Origin of the sequence: uncultured Phyllobacterium sp. (assembly GCF_902479695.1) — a bacterium.
Classification (GTDB): domain Bacteria; phylum Pseudomonadota; class Alphaproteobacteria; order Rhizobiales; family Rhizobiaceae; genus Phyllobacterium; species Phyllobacterium calauticae.
Genome location: NZ_CABSQF010000013.1, coordinates 87,251 through 106,840, shown reverse-complemented (window position 1 = coordinate 106,840; position 19,590 = coordinate 87,251). Strand labels below are relative to the sequence as shown.

At 56.0% G+C, this 19,590-nt stretch carries 20 protein-coding genes and 1 tRNA gene; 11 read left to right on the top strand and 10 right to left on the bottom strand.

Features of this window, described 5'->3' with window-relative positions:
* The first annotated feature begins 62 nt into the window (after positions 1-62).
* Positions 63-896, top strand: a complete 834-nt coding sequence (locus RDL77_RS10440) for an alpha/beta fold hydrolase (RefSeq protein ID WP_374042701.1) — start codon at positions 63-65, stop codon at positions 894-896.
* Here the strand turns inward: RDL77_RS10440 and RDL77_RS10435 are convergent.
* From RDL77_RS10435 to RDL77_RS10425, 3 genes are all read right to left on the bottom strand, one after another.
* Positions 893-1,558 carry a hypothetical protein gene (locus tag RDL77_RS10435; RefSeq protein WP_288192770.1) on the bottom strand — a complete coding sequence of 222 codons (666 nt, stop codon included), beginning with the start codon at positions 1,556-1,558 and terminating at the stop codon, positions 893-895. The two genes, RDL77_RS10440 and RDL77_RS10435, sit on opposite strands and share 4 nt — an antisense overlap.
* Before the next feature lie 174 nt (positions 1,559-1,732).
* Positions 1,733-2,398 (bottom strand): BON domain-containing protein, encoded by a 666-nt coding sequence (locus tag RDL77_RS10430; RefSeq protein ID WP_288192769.1) that lies wholly within the window; start codon positions 2,396-2,398, stop codon positions 1,733-1,735.
* Between the two features lie 178 nt (positions 2,399-2,576).
* A complete protein-coding gene (locus RDL77_RS10425) occupies positions 2,577-3,695 on the bottom strand; it encodes a porin (RefSeq protein WP_223611313.1) in 1,119 nt (372 codons plus the stop codon).
* A gap of 405 nt (positions 3,696-4,100) precedes the next feature.
* On the opposite strand from RDL77_RS10425, the gene RDL77_RS10420 reads away from it, so the two are divergent.
* The 3 genes from RDL77_RS10420 (at position 4,101) to RDL77_RS10410 (ending at position 6,793) form a co-directional block, all read left to right on the top strand.
* Positions 4,101-4,430, top strand: coding sequence for a multidrug efflux SMR transporter (locus RDL77_RS10420; protein WP_223611314.1), 330 nt, complete (start codon positions 4,101-4,103; stop codon positions 4,428-4,430).
* Positions 4,431-4,499: 69 nt separating this feature from the next.
* On the top strand, positions 4,500-5,528 hold the full coding sequence (locus RDL77_RS10415) for a porin (RefSeq protein ID WP_288192768.1): 1,029 nt from the start codon (positions 4,500-4,502) through the stop codon (positions 5,526-5,528).
* Positions 5,529-5,866: 338 nt separating this feature from the next.
* A complete protein-coding gene (locus RDL77_RS10410) occupies positions 5,867-6,793 on the top strand; it encodes a site-specific integrase (RefSeq protein WP_288192767.1) in 927 nt (308 codons plus the stop codon).
* 95 nt (positions 6,794-6,888) lie between these two features.
* Here RDL77_RS10410 and RDL77_RS10405 read toward each other — a convergent pair whose 3' ends face one another.
* Positions 6,889-7,557 carry a hypothetical protein gene (locus tag RDL77_RS10405; RefSeq protein WP_288192766.1) on the bottom strand — a complete coding sequence of 223 codons (669 nt, stop codon included), beginning with the start codon at positions 7,555-7,557 and terminating at the stop codon, positions 6,889-6,891.
* A gap of 802 nt (positions 7,558-8,359) precedes the next feature.
* Here RDL77_RS10405 and RDL77_RS10400 point away from each other — a divergent pair.
* Positions 8,360-9,031, top strand: a complete 672-nt coding sequence (locus RDL77_RS10400; protein ID WP_288192765.1) for a class I SAM-dependent methyltransferase — start codon at positions 8,360-8,362, stop codon at positions 9,029-9,031.
* Between the two features lie 57 nt (positions 9,032-9,088).
* Positions 9,089-9,382 (top strand): hypothetical protein, encoded by a 294-nt coding sequence (locus RDL77_RS10395; protein ID WP_288192764.1) that lies wholly within the window; start codon positions 9,089-9,091, stop codon positions 9,380-9,382.
* A gap of 228 nt (positions 9,383-9,610) precedes the next feature.
* Here the strand turns inward: RDL77_RS10395 and RDL77_RS10390 are convergent, their stop codons facing one another.
* A complete protein-coding gene (locus tag RDL77_RS10390) occupies positions 9,611-10,192 on the bottom strand; it encodes a hypothetical protein (protein WP_223611319.1) in 582 nt (193 codons plus the stop codon).
* Between the two features lie 107 nt (positions 10,193-10,299).
* On the opposite strand from RDL77_RS10390, the gene RDL77_RS10385 reads away from it, so the two are divergent.
* Positions 10,300-10,391, top strand: a tRNA-Ser gene (locus RDL77_RS10385).
* 757 nt (positions 10,392-11,148) lie between these two features.
* A complete protein-coding gene (locus RDL77_RS10380; RefSeq protein WP_288192763.1) occupies positions 11,149-11,853 on the top strand; it encodes an IS6 family transposase in 705 nt (234 codons plus the stop codon).
* A 315-nt stretch (positions 11,854-12,168) separates the two neighbouring features.
* On the opposite strand, the gene RDL77_RS10375 is transcribed toward RDL77_RS10380, so the two are convergent.
* From RDL77_RS10375 to RDL77_RS10360, 4 genes are read right to left on the bottom strand one after another with little or no spacing between them, the layout of a single operon-like run.
* The gene (locus RDL77_RS10375; RefSeq protein ID WP_288192762.1) at positions 12,169-12,942 is read right to left on the bottom strand and encodes an MBL fold metallo-hydrolase; all 774 of its coding nucleotides are present in this window, start codon (positions 12,940-12,942) and stop codon (positions 12,169-12,171) included.
* On the bottom strand, positions 12,902-13,669 hold the full coding sequence (locus RDL77_RS10370) for an amino acid ABC transporter ATP-binding protein (RefSeq protein ID WP_288192761.1): 768 nt from the start codon (positions 13,667-13,669) through the stop codon (positions 12,902-12,904). Before RDL77_RS10370 ends, RDL77_RS10375 begins: the two co-directional genes overlap by 41 nt.
* Positions 13,670-13,710: 41 nt before the next feature.
* Positions 13,711-14,388 carry an amino acid ABC transporter permease gene (locus tag RDL77_RS10365; RefSeq protein WP_288192760.1) on the bottom strand — a complete coding sequence of 226 codons (678 nt, stop codon included), beginning with the start codon at positions 14,386-14,388 and terminating at the stop codon, positions 13,711-13,713.
* Positions 14,389-14,403: 15 nt separating this feature from the next.
* The gene (locus RDL77_RS10360) at positions 14,404-15,231 is read right to left on the bottom strand and encodes a transporter substrate-binding domain-containing protein (protein ID WP_288192759.1); all 828 of its coding nucleotides are present in this window, start codon (positions 15,229-15,231) and stop codon (positions 14,404-14,406) included.
* Positions 15,232-15,394: 163 nt separating this feature from the next.
* Between RDL77_RS10360 and RDL77_RS10355 the strand changes: the two genes are divergently transcribed.
* Both RDL77_RS10355 and RDL77_RS10350 read left to right on the top strand, forming a co-directional pair.
* Positions 15,395-16,318 carry a LysR substrate-binding domain-containing protein gene (locus tag RDL77_RS10355; RefSeq protein ID WP_288192758.1) on the top strand — a complete coding sequence of 308 codons (924 nt, stop codon included), beginning with the start codon at positions 15,395-15,397 and terminating at the stop codon, positions 16,316-16,318.
* A gap of 489 nt (positions 16,319-16,807) precedes the next feature.
* Positions 16,808-17,479 (top strand): hypothetical protein, encoded by a 672-nt coding sequence (locus RDL77_RS10350; protein ID WP_288192757.1) that lies wholly within the window; start codon positions 16,808-16,810, stop codon positions 17,477-17,479.
* Positions 17,480-17,617: 138 nt separating this feature from the next.
* Here RDL77_RS10350 and RDL77_RS10345 read toward each other — a convergent pair whose 3' ends face one another.
* Complete coding sequence (locus RDL77_RS10345; protein ID WP_288192756.1) at positions 17,618-18,244, bottom strand: class I SAM-dependent methyltransferase; 627 nt, start codon at positions 18,242-18,244, stop codon at positions 17,618-17,620.
* Between the two features lie 458 nt (positions 18,245-18,702).
* On the opposite strand from RDL77_RS10345, the gene RDL77_RS10340 reads away from it, so the two are divergent.
* Entirely contained in the window at positions 18,703-19,548 is an 846-nt protein-coding gene (locus RDL77_RS10340) for an endo alpha-1,4 polygalactosaminidase (protein WP_288192779.1), read from the top strand.
* The last annotated feature ends 42 nt before the right edge of the window (positions 19,549-19,590 follow it).

Below are 19,590 nucleotides of genomic sequence, written 5' to 3'. Positions count from 1 at the left end.
GCGGATTGGCCGATTTATTTCGCGACATTCATTTCGACGCCCCCGATGGCCTGCATCTCCATATGAGGCTTTACCAGCCCGAGCACAAAAGCGACAACCTGCCGGTCGTCTGCCTGCCCGGGCTGACCCGCAACAGCCGCGACTTTCACGATCTCGCATTGTCATTGTCGCAGCACCCGCAGACGCCGCGCCCGGTGGTCAGCGTCGATTACCGCGGACGCGGATTGTCGGCCTATGATCCGGACTGGTCGCACTACAATATCGGGATGGAAGCGGGCGATGTCATCGCCGGCCTTGCCCATCTGCAGATCGACCGGGCGATTTTCCTTGGCACATCCCGCGGCGGGCTGATCACGCATATTCTGGCAGCCATCGCGCCACAGCTTCTCGCCGGCGTCATTCTCAATGATATCGGGCCGGAGATAACGGTCGAAGGCCTGCAGCAGATCAGCGCGTACCTCAATGGTGCGCGCCAGCCCGGCGACTGGAATGACGCGGCAGAGTTGCAGCAGTCAGTGCACGGAGCAGCCTTCCCTGCCCTGACCCAGGACGACTGGCAGCGTTTTGCCCGGATGATCTACCGCGAAGACAACGGCGCGATCCGCCCGGATTACGACCCCAATCTCCGCAAGACGATGGAGAACATCGACTACTCGCAAAAACTGCCGGATTTGTGGGCCCAGTTCGAGCTGATGAAAGACCTGCCGCTGCTGCTGATCCGGGGCGAAAACACCACTTTGCTGGCGCAGGAAACCGTTGACGAGATGGCGCGGCGGCATAGCGCGCTGCAGGTGTTCAACGTCGCGGGTCAGGGCCATGCGCCGCTGCTGGAGACAGGCCGCATGCCAGAGCTGATCGCCGCGTTTTGCGCAGGCGTTGATTTGCGCGCGGACTAGCCGCTCTTTGCAGGCTTCTTGGGTGCCGCCTTGGGCTTGGCCTTGGCCGCAGTCTTTGCCTTGGCGGGGACGTCCCCTGCCTGCCTGATCATATCGGCAGCCTGTTTCATCCAGTTTTCACGATGGGCACGGCCGGGGAAGCCAATCGCACGGCTCACCCACGCAGCCTGATCCACATCCCAACCCGCAATCTGGTCAAAGTGAAACACGCCGAGCGTATGCAGCTCCGACTGGATCACAGTGCCGATCCCCTCGATGTCCGACAGGCGATCCGGCTTGCCCCGCCGCGCGTTTTTCAACAACGCAGGGCGGTGCGTGTCGTCTTGAGATACCCTGACCGCCCGGCTGCCTGCAGTCTTTGCCACGGTCTTTTGGGCCGGAGCCTTCGTCTTTGATCGCTGGGCCACGGGGGATGCCATCGCCGGGACCGGCTCGGCCGGCGGCGCCATTGCCGGACCGGACAGCGGTTTGCTCACATCGTCATTGGCAGGCGTGACCGGCACATGCGTTGCGGCGGCGAGACGGGCATCAGCGGCGCGCGTCGACTCCTGAGAAACAGAATCGGTTTTCGGAGAGAACCTTTTGAAAAGATGCCCCAAAATGGCGCCGATAATGAACGCGGCTGAAATGAGCAAAAGCGCCTGAAGAAGAAAAATGACCACAGCTCGTTACCCCAGTTTCAACACAGATCAGTTGCGCTTGCCGCCCTGGGTCGACGAGCCGACATAGAAACCGACAAGAGCGGCCACCAACAGAAAGAGCCATAGCTTCGTGATGAGATACATGATTGTCCGCGCTCCCGTTGATTGCATTGGATCAGCATTCCCGCCGGGAAATCACCCGTTATTGCCGGCCGGCGGCGGCGCCAGCTTCACCTCGCCCACCCTACCATTACCCGGAAGTTGTGTCTTCAATGCGTTGGTGACGGACTCATAATCCGCAGCATTTGCGGCTATTCCGGTGATGCTGTAGGTCTCCCCGGCAAGCCGGACCTCACCGCTGATCAGCTGCGATGCCTGTTTCAGCGCGAAATTGGCAAGCTCGACAAATCCCTGCGGCGCGCCGCGCGCGACGGCCATTTCATCCAGGATTTCAATGCCCGGCATGGCATTTTCAGCCGCAGCCAGAAGCTTGGCACGCGTATCGCCATAGGGGACATTGCCCGACAAGAGGATGCCCTGATCCGACTTGGTCACCACGAAACTGAAGGGATCGACCAGGGGTAAAAGCGTTGCTGCGTTCTCGACCACGCGAATGCCATCGGTGGTTTCAGCGATTTTCAGCGCCGATGCGAGGGCTTCGGCCGACGGCGCCACCCCCTTGAGGGTCAGATCGCGCCCGTCCACCTCGATGCTGGCCCAGCTGTTATCCGTTTCCAATGCGGCAGTGACGGTCTCCGTCAGTTGGCGGTCCATCGGCTCGGCAAGGAACCAGCCGGCAAGCGTTGTCAAACACGCAACGGTAATCAGACCAGGCCAGAACCAGCTTTTCACAATGTGCATGGATGGCATTTTCCCCTTACGGCAATCGAACAGAATGCTGTCTTGCCCGATGTCGGTGGGAATATCAACACGGCGCCCCGCGGCAAACGGCGAACGCCGGAAAACTGGCCGCGCGCGCCACAAAGAAAAACCCGGCAGCTTGCGCTGCCGGGTCTTATGAACTCAATCCTGTTAAGGATTAGAAGTTGCGCTGGAAGCGGATCATGCCACCGAATGCATCGTCGTTGCCGCCGTTGGCAATCGATGCATCCTTACGATGACCATCGAACTTGGTGTAGCTGATTTCTGGCGTGATCGTGAAGCCAGGAACGAGCTCGTAAGCAACGTTCAAAGTACCAGCAACGGTGCCTTCGGATTCGTATGCAACCTGTGCATTGACAGTTGCCTTATCCGAAACCTTGGCGGACAGACCACCCCAAACAGCCCAGTCGCCTTCCCAGCGGCCGAACCAGTTCAGGCTGCGCGTGTGACCGGTCGTGTAGTTGTCGTCGAAGTTGGACTGATAGCCACCCATGACGAATGCCTTGACAGCATCGGTGATCTTGACGTCCAAACGAACCTTACCGGCCCATTCTTCGATAACCGAGTCATAACCAGCAACAGCCGAGATACCGCCCCAACCCTGCTCGTACTTCACACCACCAATTACGTGTGGCATGTAGTCATTGATGCGGTAGTCGTGCGACAAGCCATCGTTGTCGGATTCGGATTCGCCCTGTTCAGCAGCGATGATCGCCGAGAAACCGTTACCAGCTGTGAATGTGTAGCTGATCTGGTTGGACGTGCCGGACTGATAGTTGATCACGTCGTCGTTGATGACGTCGCCGGCATAACCGGTCCACGAACCGAACAGTTCGTCAGCAACACCAACGCGGAAACCACCGAGTTCGATGAATGCCTGAGGAATGGAGCTGGCGTTGGAACCGTTCCTATAGTTGAAACGTGTTTCAATGTACGAACGCAGTGTGCCGAGTTCGGTTTCCGAACGGGCGTCAAAGCGGATCGTTGCACGTGTCAGCTTGTCGTATGTGCCGTCGCCGTTAGGATCGCTGCCCTGGTTGACGTGGCCGCCGGTGTATACGTTGTCGCCGCCCTTGGCGTCGTAACGCAGATAGCCGCCGATCTTCAGGCAGGTCTCGGTTCCGGGAATGTAGAAGAAGCCCTTGCCGTATGCATCGCAAACGCGAACATATTCGACAGCTTCTGGCTCAGCGACGACAACTGCATCGGCAGCGCGTGCGCCAGTTACTGCAACGAGGGCTGCAGCGGAGCCGAGTAGAAGGCTCTTGATGTTCATTTCTGACCTCCAGTCAAAGTTAAAAATGGGTCTGGGCATTCCAATTTGGCTGAAGGACAACCTTGTCCCCATCCCCTAAGTCCTAGAAGAAATGCGATCAACGCCGTTCCTCTGCGACCGAACATACTCGCCCTCTCGGGGGTTTCAACCATGAATGTCGGCATCCACACCTCGCGGCCCCTCTATGCCTTATCCCTGTTGCACAAATGACACGAAAACGTCGCGACCCCGGCGAAATCTTTACCACTCATTAATATAGGTAACCGGATTTTCATCAATTTCTCTGCATCGATGGCGGAAACGGAACGGTGTTTTGACTCGAAATCGGGCATGCATCACCGGCATATTTGCAGTGTATGCATCGAATCAAATGCGGCACGTACTGATTCTGACGGGTGGTTTGCCATGACTTATTTCTATCTCTTTGTAGCCATAATTTTCGAGGTGGCGGCCACGTCGGCGCTCAAGCAAGCGGATGGTTTTACAAAGCTTTGGCCGTCGCTGATCTGTTTGGCCGGTTATGCGGCGGCTTTCTATTTCCTGTCCATACTGGTCAAGACGATGCCCGTCGGGATCGTTTATGCCATCTGGTCCGGCGCCGGGATCGTGCTCATCGCGGCCATCGGCTGGTTCTGGTTCAAGCAGCCGCTCGACATGCCGGCAATCATCGGCCTTTCGCTGATTATCGCCGGTGTTCTCATCGTCAACCTGTTCTCGGGAACCGTGGGACACTAGAGCCTTTCCCGCCGGCAAAAACCCGTTGAATCGCCTGGCCTTCCGTCAAACTTTGACTGGAGGTCAGAAATGAACATCAAGAGCCTTCTACTCGGCTCCGCTGCAGCCCTCGTTGCAGTCACTGGCGCACGCGCTGCCGATGCAGTTGTCGTCGCCGAACCGGAAGCTGTCGAATATGTTCGCGTTTGCGACGCATACGGCAAGGGCTTCTTCTACATCCCCGGCACCGAGACATGCCTGAAAGTCAGCGGCTATGTCCGCAACACGCTGCAGGGCGGTGATGATGCCTACAAAGGCGTGAAGCGCGGCGAATGGGACGACGGCAGCCGTGCGGATTTGCGTTTCGATGCCCGTTCGGACACGGAACTCGGAACCCTGAAGTCCTATGCGGAACTTCGTTTCAACTACAGGAACGGTGCAAATGCTGAGACAGTTGATCTGAATGAAGCCACGATATCGCTCGGCGGCTTTCTCGCCGGGATAGCGGATTCCCAGTTCACATCCTGGACTGATTATCTTGGCGACATCATCAGCGACGACGTGGTGGCTAACGGTTCGTACAGCACCAACCAGATCAGCTACACCTTCGCCGGGGGCAACGGCTTCTCGGCCACTCTTGGCCTTGAGCAGGGAGCCGGCGACTTCGCAATCGGTGATTACACACCACACATCGTTGCGGGCGCGAAGATCGCCCAAGGATGGGGCAGTGTTTCTGTGGTCGGCGGATATGATTCGGTCATCGAAGAATGGGCTGGTAAGGTTCGTTTGGACGTCAAATTCACCGACACCCTCTCTGCATGGGTGATGGGTGGCTACAAATCTGACGGCACGAAACCGGGTTATTTCGGCACGTGGAAAGGTGACTATGCCGTTTGGGGTGGCGCCGCTTACCAAGCTTCAGACAAAGCAAAGCTCAACGTCCAAATCGCCTACGAAGACGGCGGCAAATATGCGGCGGCTCTGAATGTCGGCTATGAGCTGGTGCCGGGCTTCAAGATTACACCTGAAGTCAACTACACGCATTTCACGGAAGATTATAAGGACGCCAAGAAGAGCGATGCGTTCCAGGGTATCCTGCGTTTCCAGCGTAATTTCTAAGCAATCGTCAAGTTGAGATCACGACCCAGCGCCGGAATTTACCGGCGCTGGATTTTCCCAAATTCATTTTCACCAATCCATTTTCAGCGCCCGTCAGCACGGCGCACAGACATTTAGCAGGAAAGGAAAGCAAAGCGGTCGCGGACCGAGGAGATTTGGAAATGTCGAGGCAATATCGCTGGGAACGGACTGTTGAGGGTGCTGTGCAAGGCTTCCTCGAACGGGATAGTATTATCCTAAAGTGCTATTCCCCACCCGATTGTGCTTTTCAGAAAGACGATTACAACTCGTTGCATATTTCATTTATGCATATTTTTCTGATTTAGAGCGTGATCCCTATGACAATTTCATCGATGGGTGCCAAACAGGCAGACACGGACTTCCCGGTTCGATTTCAGTACAACGTCACCTACGCGGCGGCGGACCGTACCGGCAATCGCGTTGTCAGGGACCATTCACTGGATGAGCTGACAGCGCGCTATATCGGGATTCTCTGGGACGACGGTTCGCACAAGGGCAATGTCAAATCCTTCCTGGGCGAGACCAGCGAGATTCTGGCCGGCAACCGGTTCAGTGTCTTCACCCAGGACATGCTCGATTCGGTGATCGGCACGCTCCGCGAGCGCGGCAACAGCAATGCAACCATCAACCGCAAAATGGCTGCTTTGAGCAAATTGCTTCGGAAAGCTTACAAGATGGGCGATATTTACAGCCTGCCCGAGTTTCGGCGGCAAAAGGAAAGACAGGGCCGGATTCGCTTTCTCGAACTGGAGGAAGAGGCCCGCCTGTTCTCGGCCATTCGCGCCAAATGCGAAGACAGCTATCGTTTGAGCATCTTTCTCGTCGATACGGGGTGCCGGCTCGGCGAGGCGATCGGGTTGAACTGGAACGATCTGCAGGGAAGCCGCGCGACATTCTGGCTGACAAAATCCGGGCGCAGCCGGACGGTGCCTTTGACCCGGCGCGCTCATGACGTCACCCAGATTCCACGCGGGCGCTTGAAGGGTCCGTTTGCCATGCACGATCAGCCGCGCTTCCGTGCCATCTGGAATGAAGCCAAGGCCGAGGTCGGATTGGGGACAGACGATCAGGTCGTGCCGCATATTTTGCGCCATACCTGCGCATCGCGGCTGGTGCGCGGCGGCATCGATATCAGGCGCGTGCAGATCTGGCTCGGCCACCAGACGTTGCAGATGACCATGCGGTACGCGCATCTGGCAACGCATGATCTCGATCCCTGCGTTGTCGTGCTGGAGCAGAATTGACGACCGGCGCGGAAAAGCCGGATATCACTGCCGGTCCCAAGCGCTGGAAAGCTAGAGTGCTTGCACCCTGCACCGCGCCCGATCGGCGAACGGCCTCAGAAGCGATAACGGATACCGATCGTATTGGCGTTTGAACCTTCCCCCATATTGCCGAAGGTTTCGCCGGCACCGGAACGGTGATGCAATTGCCACGTCACTTCAAGGTTGGGCGCCCCGCCCCAGCGAAATGAAAGTTCCGGCCCGAGAAAGCCAAGGAAGGAAGCATCGCCATTATAGCGCAGTTCGCGTTCCTTCTCGATCTGGGTCTCGCCGGTCACCGCGCTGAAGCCGGCCGTGAATGCCGGGGAGATCACGACATTGCCGATAACGAGACCCTGGTGGCGCAGCCGGACGCCGGTCCAGATCTCGCCCGATGTGTCGTCGTCCTCACCGAACCGCAACGCGACGCCGACAACGCCGCCAAGTTGAAATCCTGATCCGAGATTGTAGACATCGCGCCCATAGGTGACGCCGACCAGATAATTCTTGGTGTAGTCCACATTGAAGAGATGGATGGCGCTGCCCGCGGTATCGCGTGCGAACGGTCCGCCCAGCAGCGTGACATCATTGCGCGTCGGCGCCTCTCCGGGCTGCAGGAAAGGATCCGTGGTGGCAAAATATATGAAGGGATGGGCCCTGCTGGCGGCCATTGCCTGACCGGAAGAAAACCCGAGAACTGCCGCGCTGACCAGCGCTCCAACACCAACCGAACGCCAAGATTTCATCTCTGCCCTCATGGTTCCTGAATAAGACGAGTCTGGCGCACACGATACAAAAAACGCGGGAAGAAGAAACACAAAATTAAACATAGGCATTTTGTTCTTGAAAATGCGTGGGGCTTGAATGGTTTGGCCGTGTCTGCCGCCCCGGAAACAGCCTCAACCCGGCGCATGGCGCCGGGTTGAGGCCTTTTGACTCATCGCTGTGATTCCCTCAGTTTCGCCTCAGGTTGGGATAATCTCCCCCTCAGCTTCTGATGGTATCAAGCGCACGTTGTCACCTTCGGGCAACGTGAGGCTCGGCAATTCATCCCCCGATGATCCCCCCCTGCCGGGCCTCATTTCCGGCTTTGTAACAGCGTCGGTCAAGTATACCCAACCTCGACATGTTCAAAATCACCGTGAATCAGCGTATATATTACGTCTCTCAAAAAAAATCACAAGACAAGAGGGCAAAACAAGATACAGGCAAGAATTGCGTGCCTGTGTCCGTAAAACTGCCAAGAAAAAATTATTCCACACGTCCGATAATACATGGGCTGTGCTGCGCCGCACTGTACCCATCAGGCATCGAAAAGACGCGCAGGCACTGACGCAGCCAGTGGCTGGCCGTCAACGGACAAAGCGGTTTCCGCCGGTGCATCGGCAGAGCGACGGTGCCGACCGCCGGCAGCAAAACTCCAGGTCTTGATTTCTCCATATCACGTAACATATAAAGTATCATGAAATTTGCAAACCGGTTGTCGGGCACAGTCCCTGCCCGGCGGATGTTCAAACCGATGCCATACCCGCTGGAGGCGCAAGCGCGATGACCCCATTTTCCGATCCGCAGGCCGTGGCGCGCTATGCCGAAGGCCCGACCCGTTTCGTGCCCGGCTTTGATGCCATGCAGCGCATGACCACGCTTCTGCTGGCCGAACGTGCCCCTGACGATGCCCGGGTGCTGGTTCTTGGCGCTGGCGGCGGGCTGGAATTGAAGATGTTCGCGCAGGCCCATCCGGGCTGGATCTTTGACGGCATCGATCCGTCCGCCGAGATGCTCCATCTGGCCGAACGGACACTGGGGCCGCTGGCAGCGCGGGCGCGGCTGCAGCAGGGCTATATCGGCGATGCGCCTGACGGCCCCTACGATGCGGCGACGTGCCTGCTGACCCAGCATTTCATGGATATGGATGAGCGGCGGCGTGCGGCAGCCGAAGTCAGGCGCCGCCTCAAGCCCGGCGCGCCTTTTGTCACCGCCCATCTCAGCATCCCGCAAGGCGATGGCGCGCGTGCAACCTGGCTGTCGCGCTACGCCGCCTTTGCGGTCGCGGCCGGGCTTGATCCTGAAAAGGCTGCGAACATGCAGCGGGCTGTCGACACGAAAACCCACATTCTTGCGCCCGAGCAGGACGAAGCGATCCTGATCGAGGCCGGTTTTGCGCGCGTCGAGCTGTTTTATGCGGCTTTCAGCTTTCGGGGCTGGGTCGCCCATGCCTGATGCCCGATCCGTATCGCGCATGGCGCGCCATTCCCGGATCGGATAGGCTGCACCGGGATGCGGGAGAACAAAGGGCGAGGGATGAAGTACCTGACTATTGCTGCTTGTACCCTGCTTGTCGCCGAAGGCGCTTTTTATGCGGCGACGTACAACGCCGTATACACGCAGCAGAAAGAACAAACGCAGCCAATGCGGGATGCCGAGAACGCATTTTATGACGCCGCCGGAGCAAAAGAGGGAGAAACCGAGAAGGTTCGCACCGTCTGCGAGAATTTTGCACGTGACCCGGCAATGAACGCCGAGCCGGTGAAAAGTTTTCTCAGCAAGTGCCGGCAGTTTGGCTTTCTGTAAAAACCTTCCAGACCCTCTTGTTGCCCCCTGCTCCGGCGAAAGCTCGCGGCGTGTCTGGCGTCAGTTTCGCGGCGTGTCTTCCAAGGTCCCATCCGCATGGAAGAAATGCTTTAGAGGATGAGAAAAACTTTGACGGCTCCCCGGACCCAGAACATAAATGAACGACGGTTAAATTCTCAATGAAGATCAACAGGAACTGGAAACGCTATATTGAGAATTCTACTATTCCTAGCTCTTCTCTTGCTGGCTGGTTGTGATGATCGCCCTGCCGGGTGGTCTGCCATTGTTTACCCGGATCGAACCGACCGAACAAAATTTGTCGTAACGCCGCATTTCACGTCTGTGTCGTACTGCCTGGATTCTGCGAAAGAGAAGATGAACGAAATCCAAGTCAATGGCCGTGGCGATTATCAGTGCGGCTATAATTGTGAGGAATACGGAGATCCTCATAGGAAGAATATCTGCGAGAAATACAGCAAGTAGGTCGCGGTCCTGTCTGGTTACGAGATCACTGAGCCGCATTCGATGGCCGATCTTGCCAGCATCAGTGATCGACATCCGCGTCTCGTGTTTGGGTATGCCAGCAGGCATTCGATTGCGAAGCCGCATAACAAAGCCATCAAGGATTCGGGCCGCCAAAACTGACCAGCCACGAATTTGGGCGGCTCCAAAAGCCGGAGGCTGCTTCTCGACACCTATGTCCAAGGAGATGCCGACCGGGAGGTGGTAAACCGGGTATTTTCCGGCAATACCCGCAAGAACAAACGGTGATTTGCTTGTGCCAATTTTGTGCCGTTTGTGTCGAACCATTACCGCTTCGTTCCGTTTTCCACGGCTCGGAACTGCAAAATAGAAAAATCAGAAAACTTACACAAAGGCCTTGCCAACAAAGGGTTTCCTCTTTAGTCAGCGTCCTTGGAGAGGTGGCCGAGTGGTCGAAGGCGCTCCCCTGCTAAGGGAGTAGGCCCGTTAAACGGTCTCGAGGGTTCGAATCCCTTCCTCTCCGCCATTTACAAAAAAATCATATAATTTTCAAATAGTTATGACGGTACCCACCCCAGAACCACCAATACGGGTGAGCATTGTTTGCATGTGGTCTATCGTCGTTTACCACCCTCGTCGACCACGAAGGTGGCCCTCGATTCGTTATCATCTGAGAAGTAACATGATCGGCCCCTCGAAATTGGTCATTTTTGAATCATCGATTTGAAGCGACAAAGGGTGCTAAGATGCCAAACAAGAGACACTAACCCAAAGAGATTGCCCTGAAGCTAAGATGGCCGTTCTGAGTTCACGGTTAAAATCGAAGACCAAAACCACTCCATCGAGAGGCGTAAAGATGTGATGCTCGGTTTGGAAAGATCACATTCCTTCTCATTTAGACAATGAGTATCGGTGACGGGAGAAAAAGCCGATATATATTGAGATTAAGGTGATCAAATATCAATACTCAGGAAACGGGAACTTTGAGGAGGTGTTGGTATGCCAACCAAGACTAATTCTAAGCTTGAAAGCTTGCAGCCAAACAGCCACGGTAGTCAGCCAGTATCGGAGATGTTGACGCCCGCTGAACTCGCGTCATTGCGCCGCACGACGAAGGAACAACTCGATTACGGGCTTCGTGCATTTGCACATCTTAGACCGTTGAAGGACAAGCCCAAGTCTTAAAAATCGGAGGTGACCTGCTTTAATGCACCCTCGCGAACAGTATGTGGGGCGCTATCACATTGTTTTTGGTTTAATGAACCGTCGATATTGCTCATGGCATGAGCCAGCCCATCGCCAAATACAAGAACCATCGTTTCCCGCCAGAGATCATCGCCCGTGCGGTGTGGCTGTACTACCGGTTTCCGCTCAGCCTGCGGCACGTTGAGGAAATGCTGCTTGAGCGCGGGATCGCTGTCTCCTATGAGACCATCCGCCGATGGAGCAGAAAACATGGCCCCGACTATACCCGGCGCATTTGCCGAAAGCCACCTTCCGGCAGCGATGTCTGGTACCTCGACGAGTTTGCAGTTCGGGTCAATGGCAGGCGATGCTGGTTGTGGCGAGCAGTTGACCAAGATGGCTATGTCCTTGACGAAATCGTGCAGAACCGCAGGAATACCAAGGCGGCCAGACGTTTGCTGATGCGCCTGCTAAAGAAGCAGGGCATGGTGCCGAGGCGTATGATCACTGACAAGCTCCGTTCCTATGGAGCGGCAAAGCGTCAGGTCATGCCGGATGTCGAGCATCGCTCACACAAGGGCTTAAACAACCGGGCGGAGAACTCGCATGTACCGTTTCGAAAACGGGAACGAATGCGCCGAGGCTTTCGTTCAATCGGAAGCTTGCAGCATTTCGTTTCGCTGTTTTCCGCCGTTCGCAATCTCTTCGTTCCAGATCACACAAAACCTTCTGCCAACCAAATTCGCAATCACAGTCTGCAAGCCATGGCTCGGTGGAGAACCGTCAGCGGCCAGATCATCTGAAACTGTCAGCACGGACCTAAACGCGCCTGTCCTTCAAACAAGGTGACAGCGCCTGGAGGTTCTTAAAAAGCGAAGCACTGGGGCTACTAGAAATTGGCAACCGAAGGTTTTCGCAAGTAGGCCCGGTCGGCCCGAAGCAAACCATCAACCGAGCAGCAATAGGAACCAAAACACCTAGCTGTGGGCTTTCAGCAGGTTGTTGATTCGAGGCAGATCGAGGAGACTGGAGTTACCACACTTCAAGTCACGTGGATCGCCCCGAATGAACACTCACAAGAATGCCCGTTTGACGCGGAGGGAACGTAACGTTTGCCACTAGTCCGGCGCGTCGAGATAGGCGTTGGCAATCATGTGCATACGTTCGCGCGACATTGGCGCGCCGTGGCCGCCATAGGCGAGGCAAACATCGAGTTCCCGCAGCCGGCGCATAGTCGTCCAATAGGCAGATTTGTCGCAGCCTGGCAGATCGTCAACCAATGTACCGTCATAGATCGCGTCGCCAGTGAACAAGATGCCCGATGCCTCGTCGAGCAATCCGACCGATCCGGGCGAATGCCCCGGCAGGTGCAAGACTCGGTAAGATGGACCTCCGATATCTATCGTGTCGTTTTCGGCAAGAATCCTGCCGAGCGGCGCAGGCAGGATCGTGTAACCATCCTGTTCGAAAGACGGTTCCGGCCTTTCTTCCACACCCTGCGGCAGATTGCGAAACAGATGTGCCAGCGTGACAGCATCCTCCATCCCCGCGAAGCCGTCAGCTTCGGCGACATGTCCCAACCGATGTTCGAATTCGTGGAACGAGCCAATATGGTCAGCGTGGGCGTGCGTCGCCAGTGCAATGACCGGCTTCCCGATCTCGATATTCAGGAAGGGACGCAGCGGAGCGAGACCCATGCCGAAGTCGATGACCAGATCAGCATCCTTGCCGATGACATGGAAGATGTTGGCCCTGAAAAACCGATGCACATGAGGCTCCCAGATCCGCCGGATCGTGTCAGTGAGTTGTTCTGCACAAAACCATTTCGTTTGTTCAGTCATATTGTCCCGATCAATGAAGAAGATTGCTGAGAAAGCGTTTTGTTCGTTCATGCGAAGGCGAACCGAACAATGTGTCGGGCGCTCCCTTTTCAATGATCCTGCCGTCGTCCATGAAGACGACTTTGTTAGCGACTTGCCGCGCAAATCCCATCTCATGGGTGACGCAGATCATCGTCATCCCGTCTTCGGCAAGCCGAACCATCGTATCCAGCACTTCCTTGACCATTTCCGGGTCGAGTGCGGATGTGGGTTCATCGAATAACATGATGCCTGGCGTCATACAAAGCGCGCGAGCAATGGCAACGCGTTGCTGCTGGCCACCCGAAAGCTCGCCCGGATAACGATGGGCCTTTTCGGGAATGCGCACGCGCTCTAGAAAAGCCATAGCAATGTCCACTGCTTCCGATTTCGGGCGCTTGCGAACCCAACGCTGTGCCAGGGTACAATTTTGAAGAACGGTCAGATGGGGGAAGAGATTGAAGTGCTGAAACACCATGCCGACATCCCTCCGCACATGGTCTATCCTCGAAATGTCGTCTGTCAGTTCGACGCCGTTGACGATGATCCGTCCGCTCTGGTGGGTCTCCAGACGGTTGATACACCGGATCAGCGTCGATTTTCCCGACCCGGAGGGGCCACATATCACCACGCGTTCCCCCTGCCCGACCGCCAGTGAGACATCGTGCAGGACATGATAGGTGCCATAGGATTTGTTGACGTCCGACAGTTCGACGGCAGATGGCCGTTGCACATCGGGCGACGGAAGTGTCGCAATCATGAGTTTTCCTCGTTAGGCGTAAAGGGAATGACGAAGGGGTTCTAGCGATGCCCTTTCGAGAGCGCGCGCTCGATACGGGACTGGAGAATAGTCAGAACAGAGACCATTGCCATATAGTAGACGAGTGCCGCGCCATACCATTCGAGGAAGCGGAAGCTCGTTGCGATGGCGAACTGCGTGATCGTCATCAGCTCCTTTAAAGAGATCACGGTCGCAAGGGACGTTGCCTTCAAAAGCGATATGAATTCGTTGACCAATGCAGGCATGGCAATCCGCAGAGCCTGGGGCAACGTAACCAGCATGAAGATTTGCCATCTATGCAAGCCGAGTGCAGCAGCACCTTCCTTTTGGCCTTTCCCCACTGCGTCAAAAGCGCTCCGCAGGATTTCAGAAAGATACGCGATCTGGATCAGTGTCAGGGCAAGAAAGGCCGCGAAGAAAGGCGTGAACCAGCTCGCGCGGAAAACCGACGAGATCTGCGGCAACCCGTTCCAGATGAAAAGCAGGATTAGAAGGGCCGGAGCGCCGCGGAACAACCAGACGTAGACGCCAACAAAAAAGCGCAACGGCTTGTTCTTGGAACCGGCGGCGGAACCGAACGCCATCGCCAGCACCAGCGAAACGCCCATGACTAGAACGGATAGCACGAGGGTCAGCATAGCCCCTTTTGCAAGGGGCCAGCCGAAGAGTGCGGAAAGGAAGAGGTTAAAGTCGAACATCGCTCCTCGCCCCACTCAGTCGTGAGCAACGTCGGTCGATGTTTCCGGCAAGCCCCATTTGGCAAGCAAGGTCTTCATTTCCCCGCTTGCCTGCAACGCCTCGATTGCTTCCTTGACGAGCTTGCGGTTGCCGATGCTCTTGCGCATGTAGATGCCGTATGTCTCGCTCTCGTCATATGTATAGGCGATCTTCAGCTTGTCGGGCACCTGCAGCATGCGAAATGCGGCCGTGGTGTCCTGTGTGATGGTGCCCGCAGACCGTCCGACGAGGATCTGTTCGATTACGCCCGATGCGGACGGATAGGTCTGGATGACCGCCTCCGCCTTGCCGTCCTTGACGAACTTGGCATTGAGATCGGCCATTGTTTGTTCATAGGTCGTGCCGGCCTCAATCGCCATGACCTTGCCGTTCATATCTTCCGGCGTCTTCGAGCTTTCGTCGTTCTTTGGCACGAGCAGAACGACATGCGACCCGAAATATGGCACGCCGTCGTACTTCTCCAGCCGGGCCGGCGTGATCATGATACCGCTTGCGACCAGATCGCAACGGCTGCTATCGAGAGAGGGAAGCAGTCCCTTGAAATCGCCGACAACAAATTCGGCCTTCGCGCCCCAGTGCTTGGCGATTGCATCGACGACATCGATCTCAAAGCCGACGAGATTGGTGTCACCGGGATTTTTGTAATATTGCATCGGCGGGAAGTCGCCGGCTGTGCAGACCTTGAGGGTTCCGCTCGAAGCAAAGTCCGGCTTAGCGCCATCCGCCTGGGCGTGTCCTGCCGCTCCCCAAGCGACAAGGCCGCAGGAAAACAATCTTCCTGCCCATTTCAATCGTTCGTTCATACGCAAGTTCCCTATTTTTTTGGAGTCTCTTTTGAGGCCCTGTGTTTATTGCACCACGGAACATTTCGACAGACAAACTAAATTTTCTGCCATAATACCAACAGAATAACTAAACGAATGTTTGCGCAGGAGCACACTCAATGCCGCCGAAGGAAACAGGCTCATGTCGTTACCACCATTGAACGCATTGCGCGTTTTTGAAAGCGTCGCACGGCTCGGACACCTTGGCGCAGCGGCGGCTGAATTGCATGTGACACCAGGCGCAATCAGCCAGCAGCTTCGCACCCTTCAGGATGTCCTTGATGTGCCCCTCTTCGAAAAACGCGGCCGCCAACTCGTGCTCACTGAGTATGGCGCTATCCTCCAGCGCTCTGCCCGACAGGCGATGAATGCCCTGACGACCGGCGTACAGGAGGTCGCCACGCAAAAATCGAATGACGCTGGCAGGAGCACACTGACGATCTCCATTCCGCAAGTGCACGGTGTAGCCTGGCTGGCCACCCGGTTGTTTGGGTTCATGGCGGAGAACAGAAACATCACCTTGAACGTGATAACCGCCAGTCGCGCCAGCGACGTGAACTGGCGCAAGGCTGATATTGCGGTTGTCTACGGGGCACCGCCATGGTCGGGTTTCTGGTGGCACCTGCTTCACGGCATCCACATGACGCCAGTGTGCAGCCCGCAATTACTGCGCGGCCCGCACGCAATCCGGCAAATTGGGGATCTTGCCCATCATCGCCTTCTTCACGAGGACGACGGCTCGCAATGGAAGAGATATCAGTCAACAGCAGGCGTTACCCAGATTGGTCATTCCGAGGTGTATTTCGACGACTTCGGGATCGTGCTGCAGGCGGCACGCGACGGATACGGCGTTGCCCTGAGCGACGAGATCATATCCGCGCGCGATCTCGACGAAGGGCGGCTGGTCCAACCTTTGGCCCTCACAGTGCCCGCGCTTCAAAATTATTACTGCCTGTGCACGGAGTCGAAACGTGAGCGTCAGAACGTGAGCCACTTTATCGACTGGCTCATCGCAGAATCCGGGAAAGCCACTGACTTGAACAAGCGGCGAGGTTTCTTGCCCTAGATGACCCCTTCGAGAAGTGGCGCCGGTAGCGTAACCCGACTGAGGTTATAGGCCTTGTCAATGGCTCGATGCTGAAACTGGACAGAGGATACTTTCAACATGACTGCAACAGTTTTCAACTCAGCGAGAAAACGGATAACTGTACAAACACGAAAGTCATGAGAAAATGATCGGTTGTACGCGCCACATACGCCTTGGAAATCTTCATTTTTAAATGCCGATAATAAGCAATTTCCCGGCATTTCGATTGTAGCCTAGATGTCTACAATTCCGATAAAAAGCCCGTTCTGTCTTGCCTATGTACGTGCAAGCGCCAAACGGACGAACTACGCGACTTTATCTTCGTGGTCGGGCAGACGTTCCAAATTCATCATCTGCAAGGTATCATTCGGAGGCGCATTGGGCGCGATGCTCAGACTTGTAAACGTCTGAGCGAGAACACAGGAAGTCGGTCGATGACGAGCACACGAAACTCACAAGGCTTCTGATATGGGCGCGACCGCTCGACCTGGACCTACCGGCCTGCGGCAATTCCTTGATCTTGAGCAGCAGCGCGATTGGATAGAGGGCGAGATCGACTTGCCGGACACGAGCGACCGCTTGGAGTCCCTGGAACAGCGCTTCAAATATGTGGCTCGTTTTGAGAAGCTGCTTGGTCGCCCGCAAGCAGGGGAAGTCCTGGAGATTCTCGGGCTGTATGGTCCAAGCTGTATTCCGATCCCGCGCAAGACCGAGCGCTACTACTGGTCTGTTTCCTGCCTGCCGTCGACCTCGGACAAGCCGCTCGTCCGCGTCAATGCGAGCTGGATGGAACTTTTTACGCTCTATGCCCAGGACGAAGACATCCGTGCCAGATTCATCGTGCATCTTTCGGATTTCACGACAGATCGTTCGGCCACGCCGAGCCGGGTCGACGAACCCTTGCTCGAGCAAAGTGTCGCGATGCCAGAGCACGTCAGTTATTTCTTCCCGCGTGGTGCCGACAATTTCGGCATCAATGTGCGTGGCTCCGTCTCGATCCGCAAATTCCTCACGAGCCGCCCCGTGGTGCGCGCCATTCGGACGTTCAACCTGACACACATGAACCGGGGGCGGAACGCCTATCAGGCGAGCCATTGCTACAGCTTAGCCGATTACATGCAGGCAGGTGGGGGGCTTTAATGCGCGCCATCCCGGCCCCTTTGCGCCCCATACCTGTCGTATAGGTAACTGTGCCATCGCCCGGAAGCCGACATTGCGGTGACTGCCTAGAGCTCATAGTCGCACCACAACCGGCCATTGCCGCAAGTTCTGTGTGGGTCACGCTCGGCTCGCCCGAACGCTCAGCCACCGATCATGGGGCTTTCCAACGCACCGACGTACCTCGCTGACGATCCAGCCGGCGTCTGTGAGTGCAGACCGCAGGGCAGACTCGCGCCAGTACGTCTCGACGTAGCGCCGAGGCGCTGCAGCACTGCCGTGTGTGGACACATCCTCGCCTTCGCCCTCTCTAACGGAGGCGTGCAATCGGCCTCCGGTCCGGGTCGCCTCGGCAAGCCGCCCAAGCACCGTGCCGAGATCCTCGCGCGCAACATGAATCAGGCAGGCACAGGCCCAGATTCCGTCGTAAGGCGTGCCGGGACGCTGCGGGTCAGCCAAGTCTTCGGTCAGCGGGTCCAACAGGTCGGCCTCGAAGCCACGTTCGCAAAGCAGTTCGACGAAACCCTTTGAAATGTCGGTGCGCCGGACGCTAATTCCCCGCTTCTCAAGCTCAAATGCATCGCGCCCGCCACCGCTTCCAATCTCCAGCACCCTGCCCGAGCCACCCAGCGCGGTCACGAACACATCGATCTCTGTCGCTACCCATTCGGGCATCGCCGCGGCCTCTGAAGCGTACTCCGCCGCGACCGCATCGTAGGACCGCACGGTATCCAGGTCGGTGCTCATCTTAGCGCTCCTCCTTCAAGACAAAAGGTTCGATGAGCGACAGGCCCATCAGCCCATTGCGCCTTTCACACTTCGGCAGTTGGTGACTTCGCTGGCGATTTGCTTCCCAGCTTTAGCAGAAATGAGGTCAGAGACAACACCGACCGATTGCCAATGCTGCCGGGCGACAATGCGCCGTCATTACGGACCTTTATCAACGCGGTTCAAAGACCATTAAGCTGCCGTTAACATCAAGCTGCGCGGAGTGCTATTAGCGCGGCACCAATGGAATTTTTGTAACTGAGCCTAACAACGTGACATCTCCTTATCAGAAGCTGTTTCATTACCCTTGACCTCGGTTCGCCAAGAAGCAAATATCCAGATTTAGCTGACCCAGGCGGTAGCCAGACCGTCATATTAATCACGCCAGAGCGCCGTGCTCGAGGCGGGGAACTCAGCTAGACAAGGTCTTGATCGAAATGCGTATTCGATGGTTCCGAACGGCGATGATCGCCGCCGTCGTCGCTACAGGCTGCGTTGATTTGTCTGCAAATGCTCAAACTCTCACGTTGCCTCCGGCCCACGGTAAATTCGACTACCAGATTGGAGGCGATTACAACCCGCAAAGCAGTGTTAAGATTGTTGTCCGGGACAGAACGGTTGCCCCTGCAAAAGGTAAATACAATATCTGTTACGTGAATGCCTTCCAGACGCAACCGAAGCAGAAGGAGTGGTGGACAAAAAACCATCCGAATCTGCTGATCAAGAAAGATGGTGAGTATGTTACCGATCCAAAATGGCCAGGAGAGTATATATTAGACACATCCTTAGACACAAAACGAAAGGATCTGATGAAAATAATCGGTCCCTGGATCGACAAATGTGCGGCTGACGGCTTCAAGGCCCTCGAACCCGACAATCTCGATTCATGGAACAGATCCAAAGGCGTTTTGTCACCAGAAACCAATACAGAGTTTGCCAAGCTGCTGGTCAAACGGGCTCATGATGCCAATCTCGCTGTCGCCCAGAAAAACGCCTCGGAACTTGCACCCAAGGGCCCAAAGATAATCCGCTTTAATTTTGCGATTGTCGAAGAATGCGAATACGAGAAGGAATGCAGCGAGTACACCAAAGTGTATGGCAATCAGGTTTACGAGATCGAATACAATGACAACAACAAGGATACCAATGGCAATCCCGTTGATCCCGTAAGTTTTTTCAATGCCGCGTGCGACGCACGCGGTGACAAGATTTCTATCATCTACCGTGACCGCAAAGTCGTTCGGGACACTTCGCCCGATTACGAATACGAAGTGTGCGACTAATCAGATTGACATACGGTCTTGCTTATTTTGCCAACAAAATTT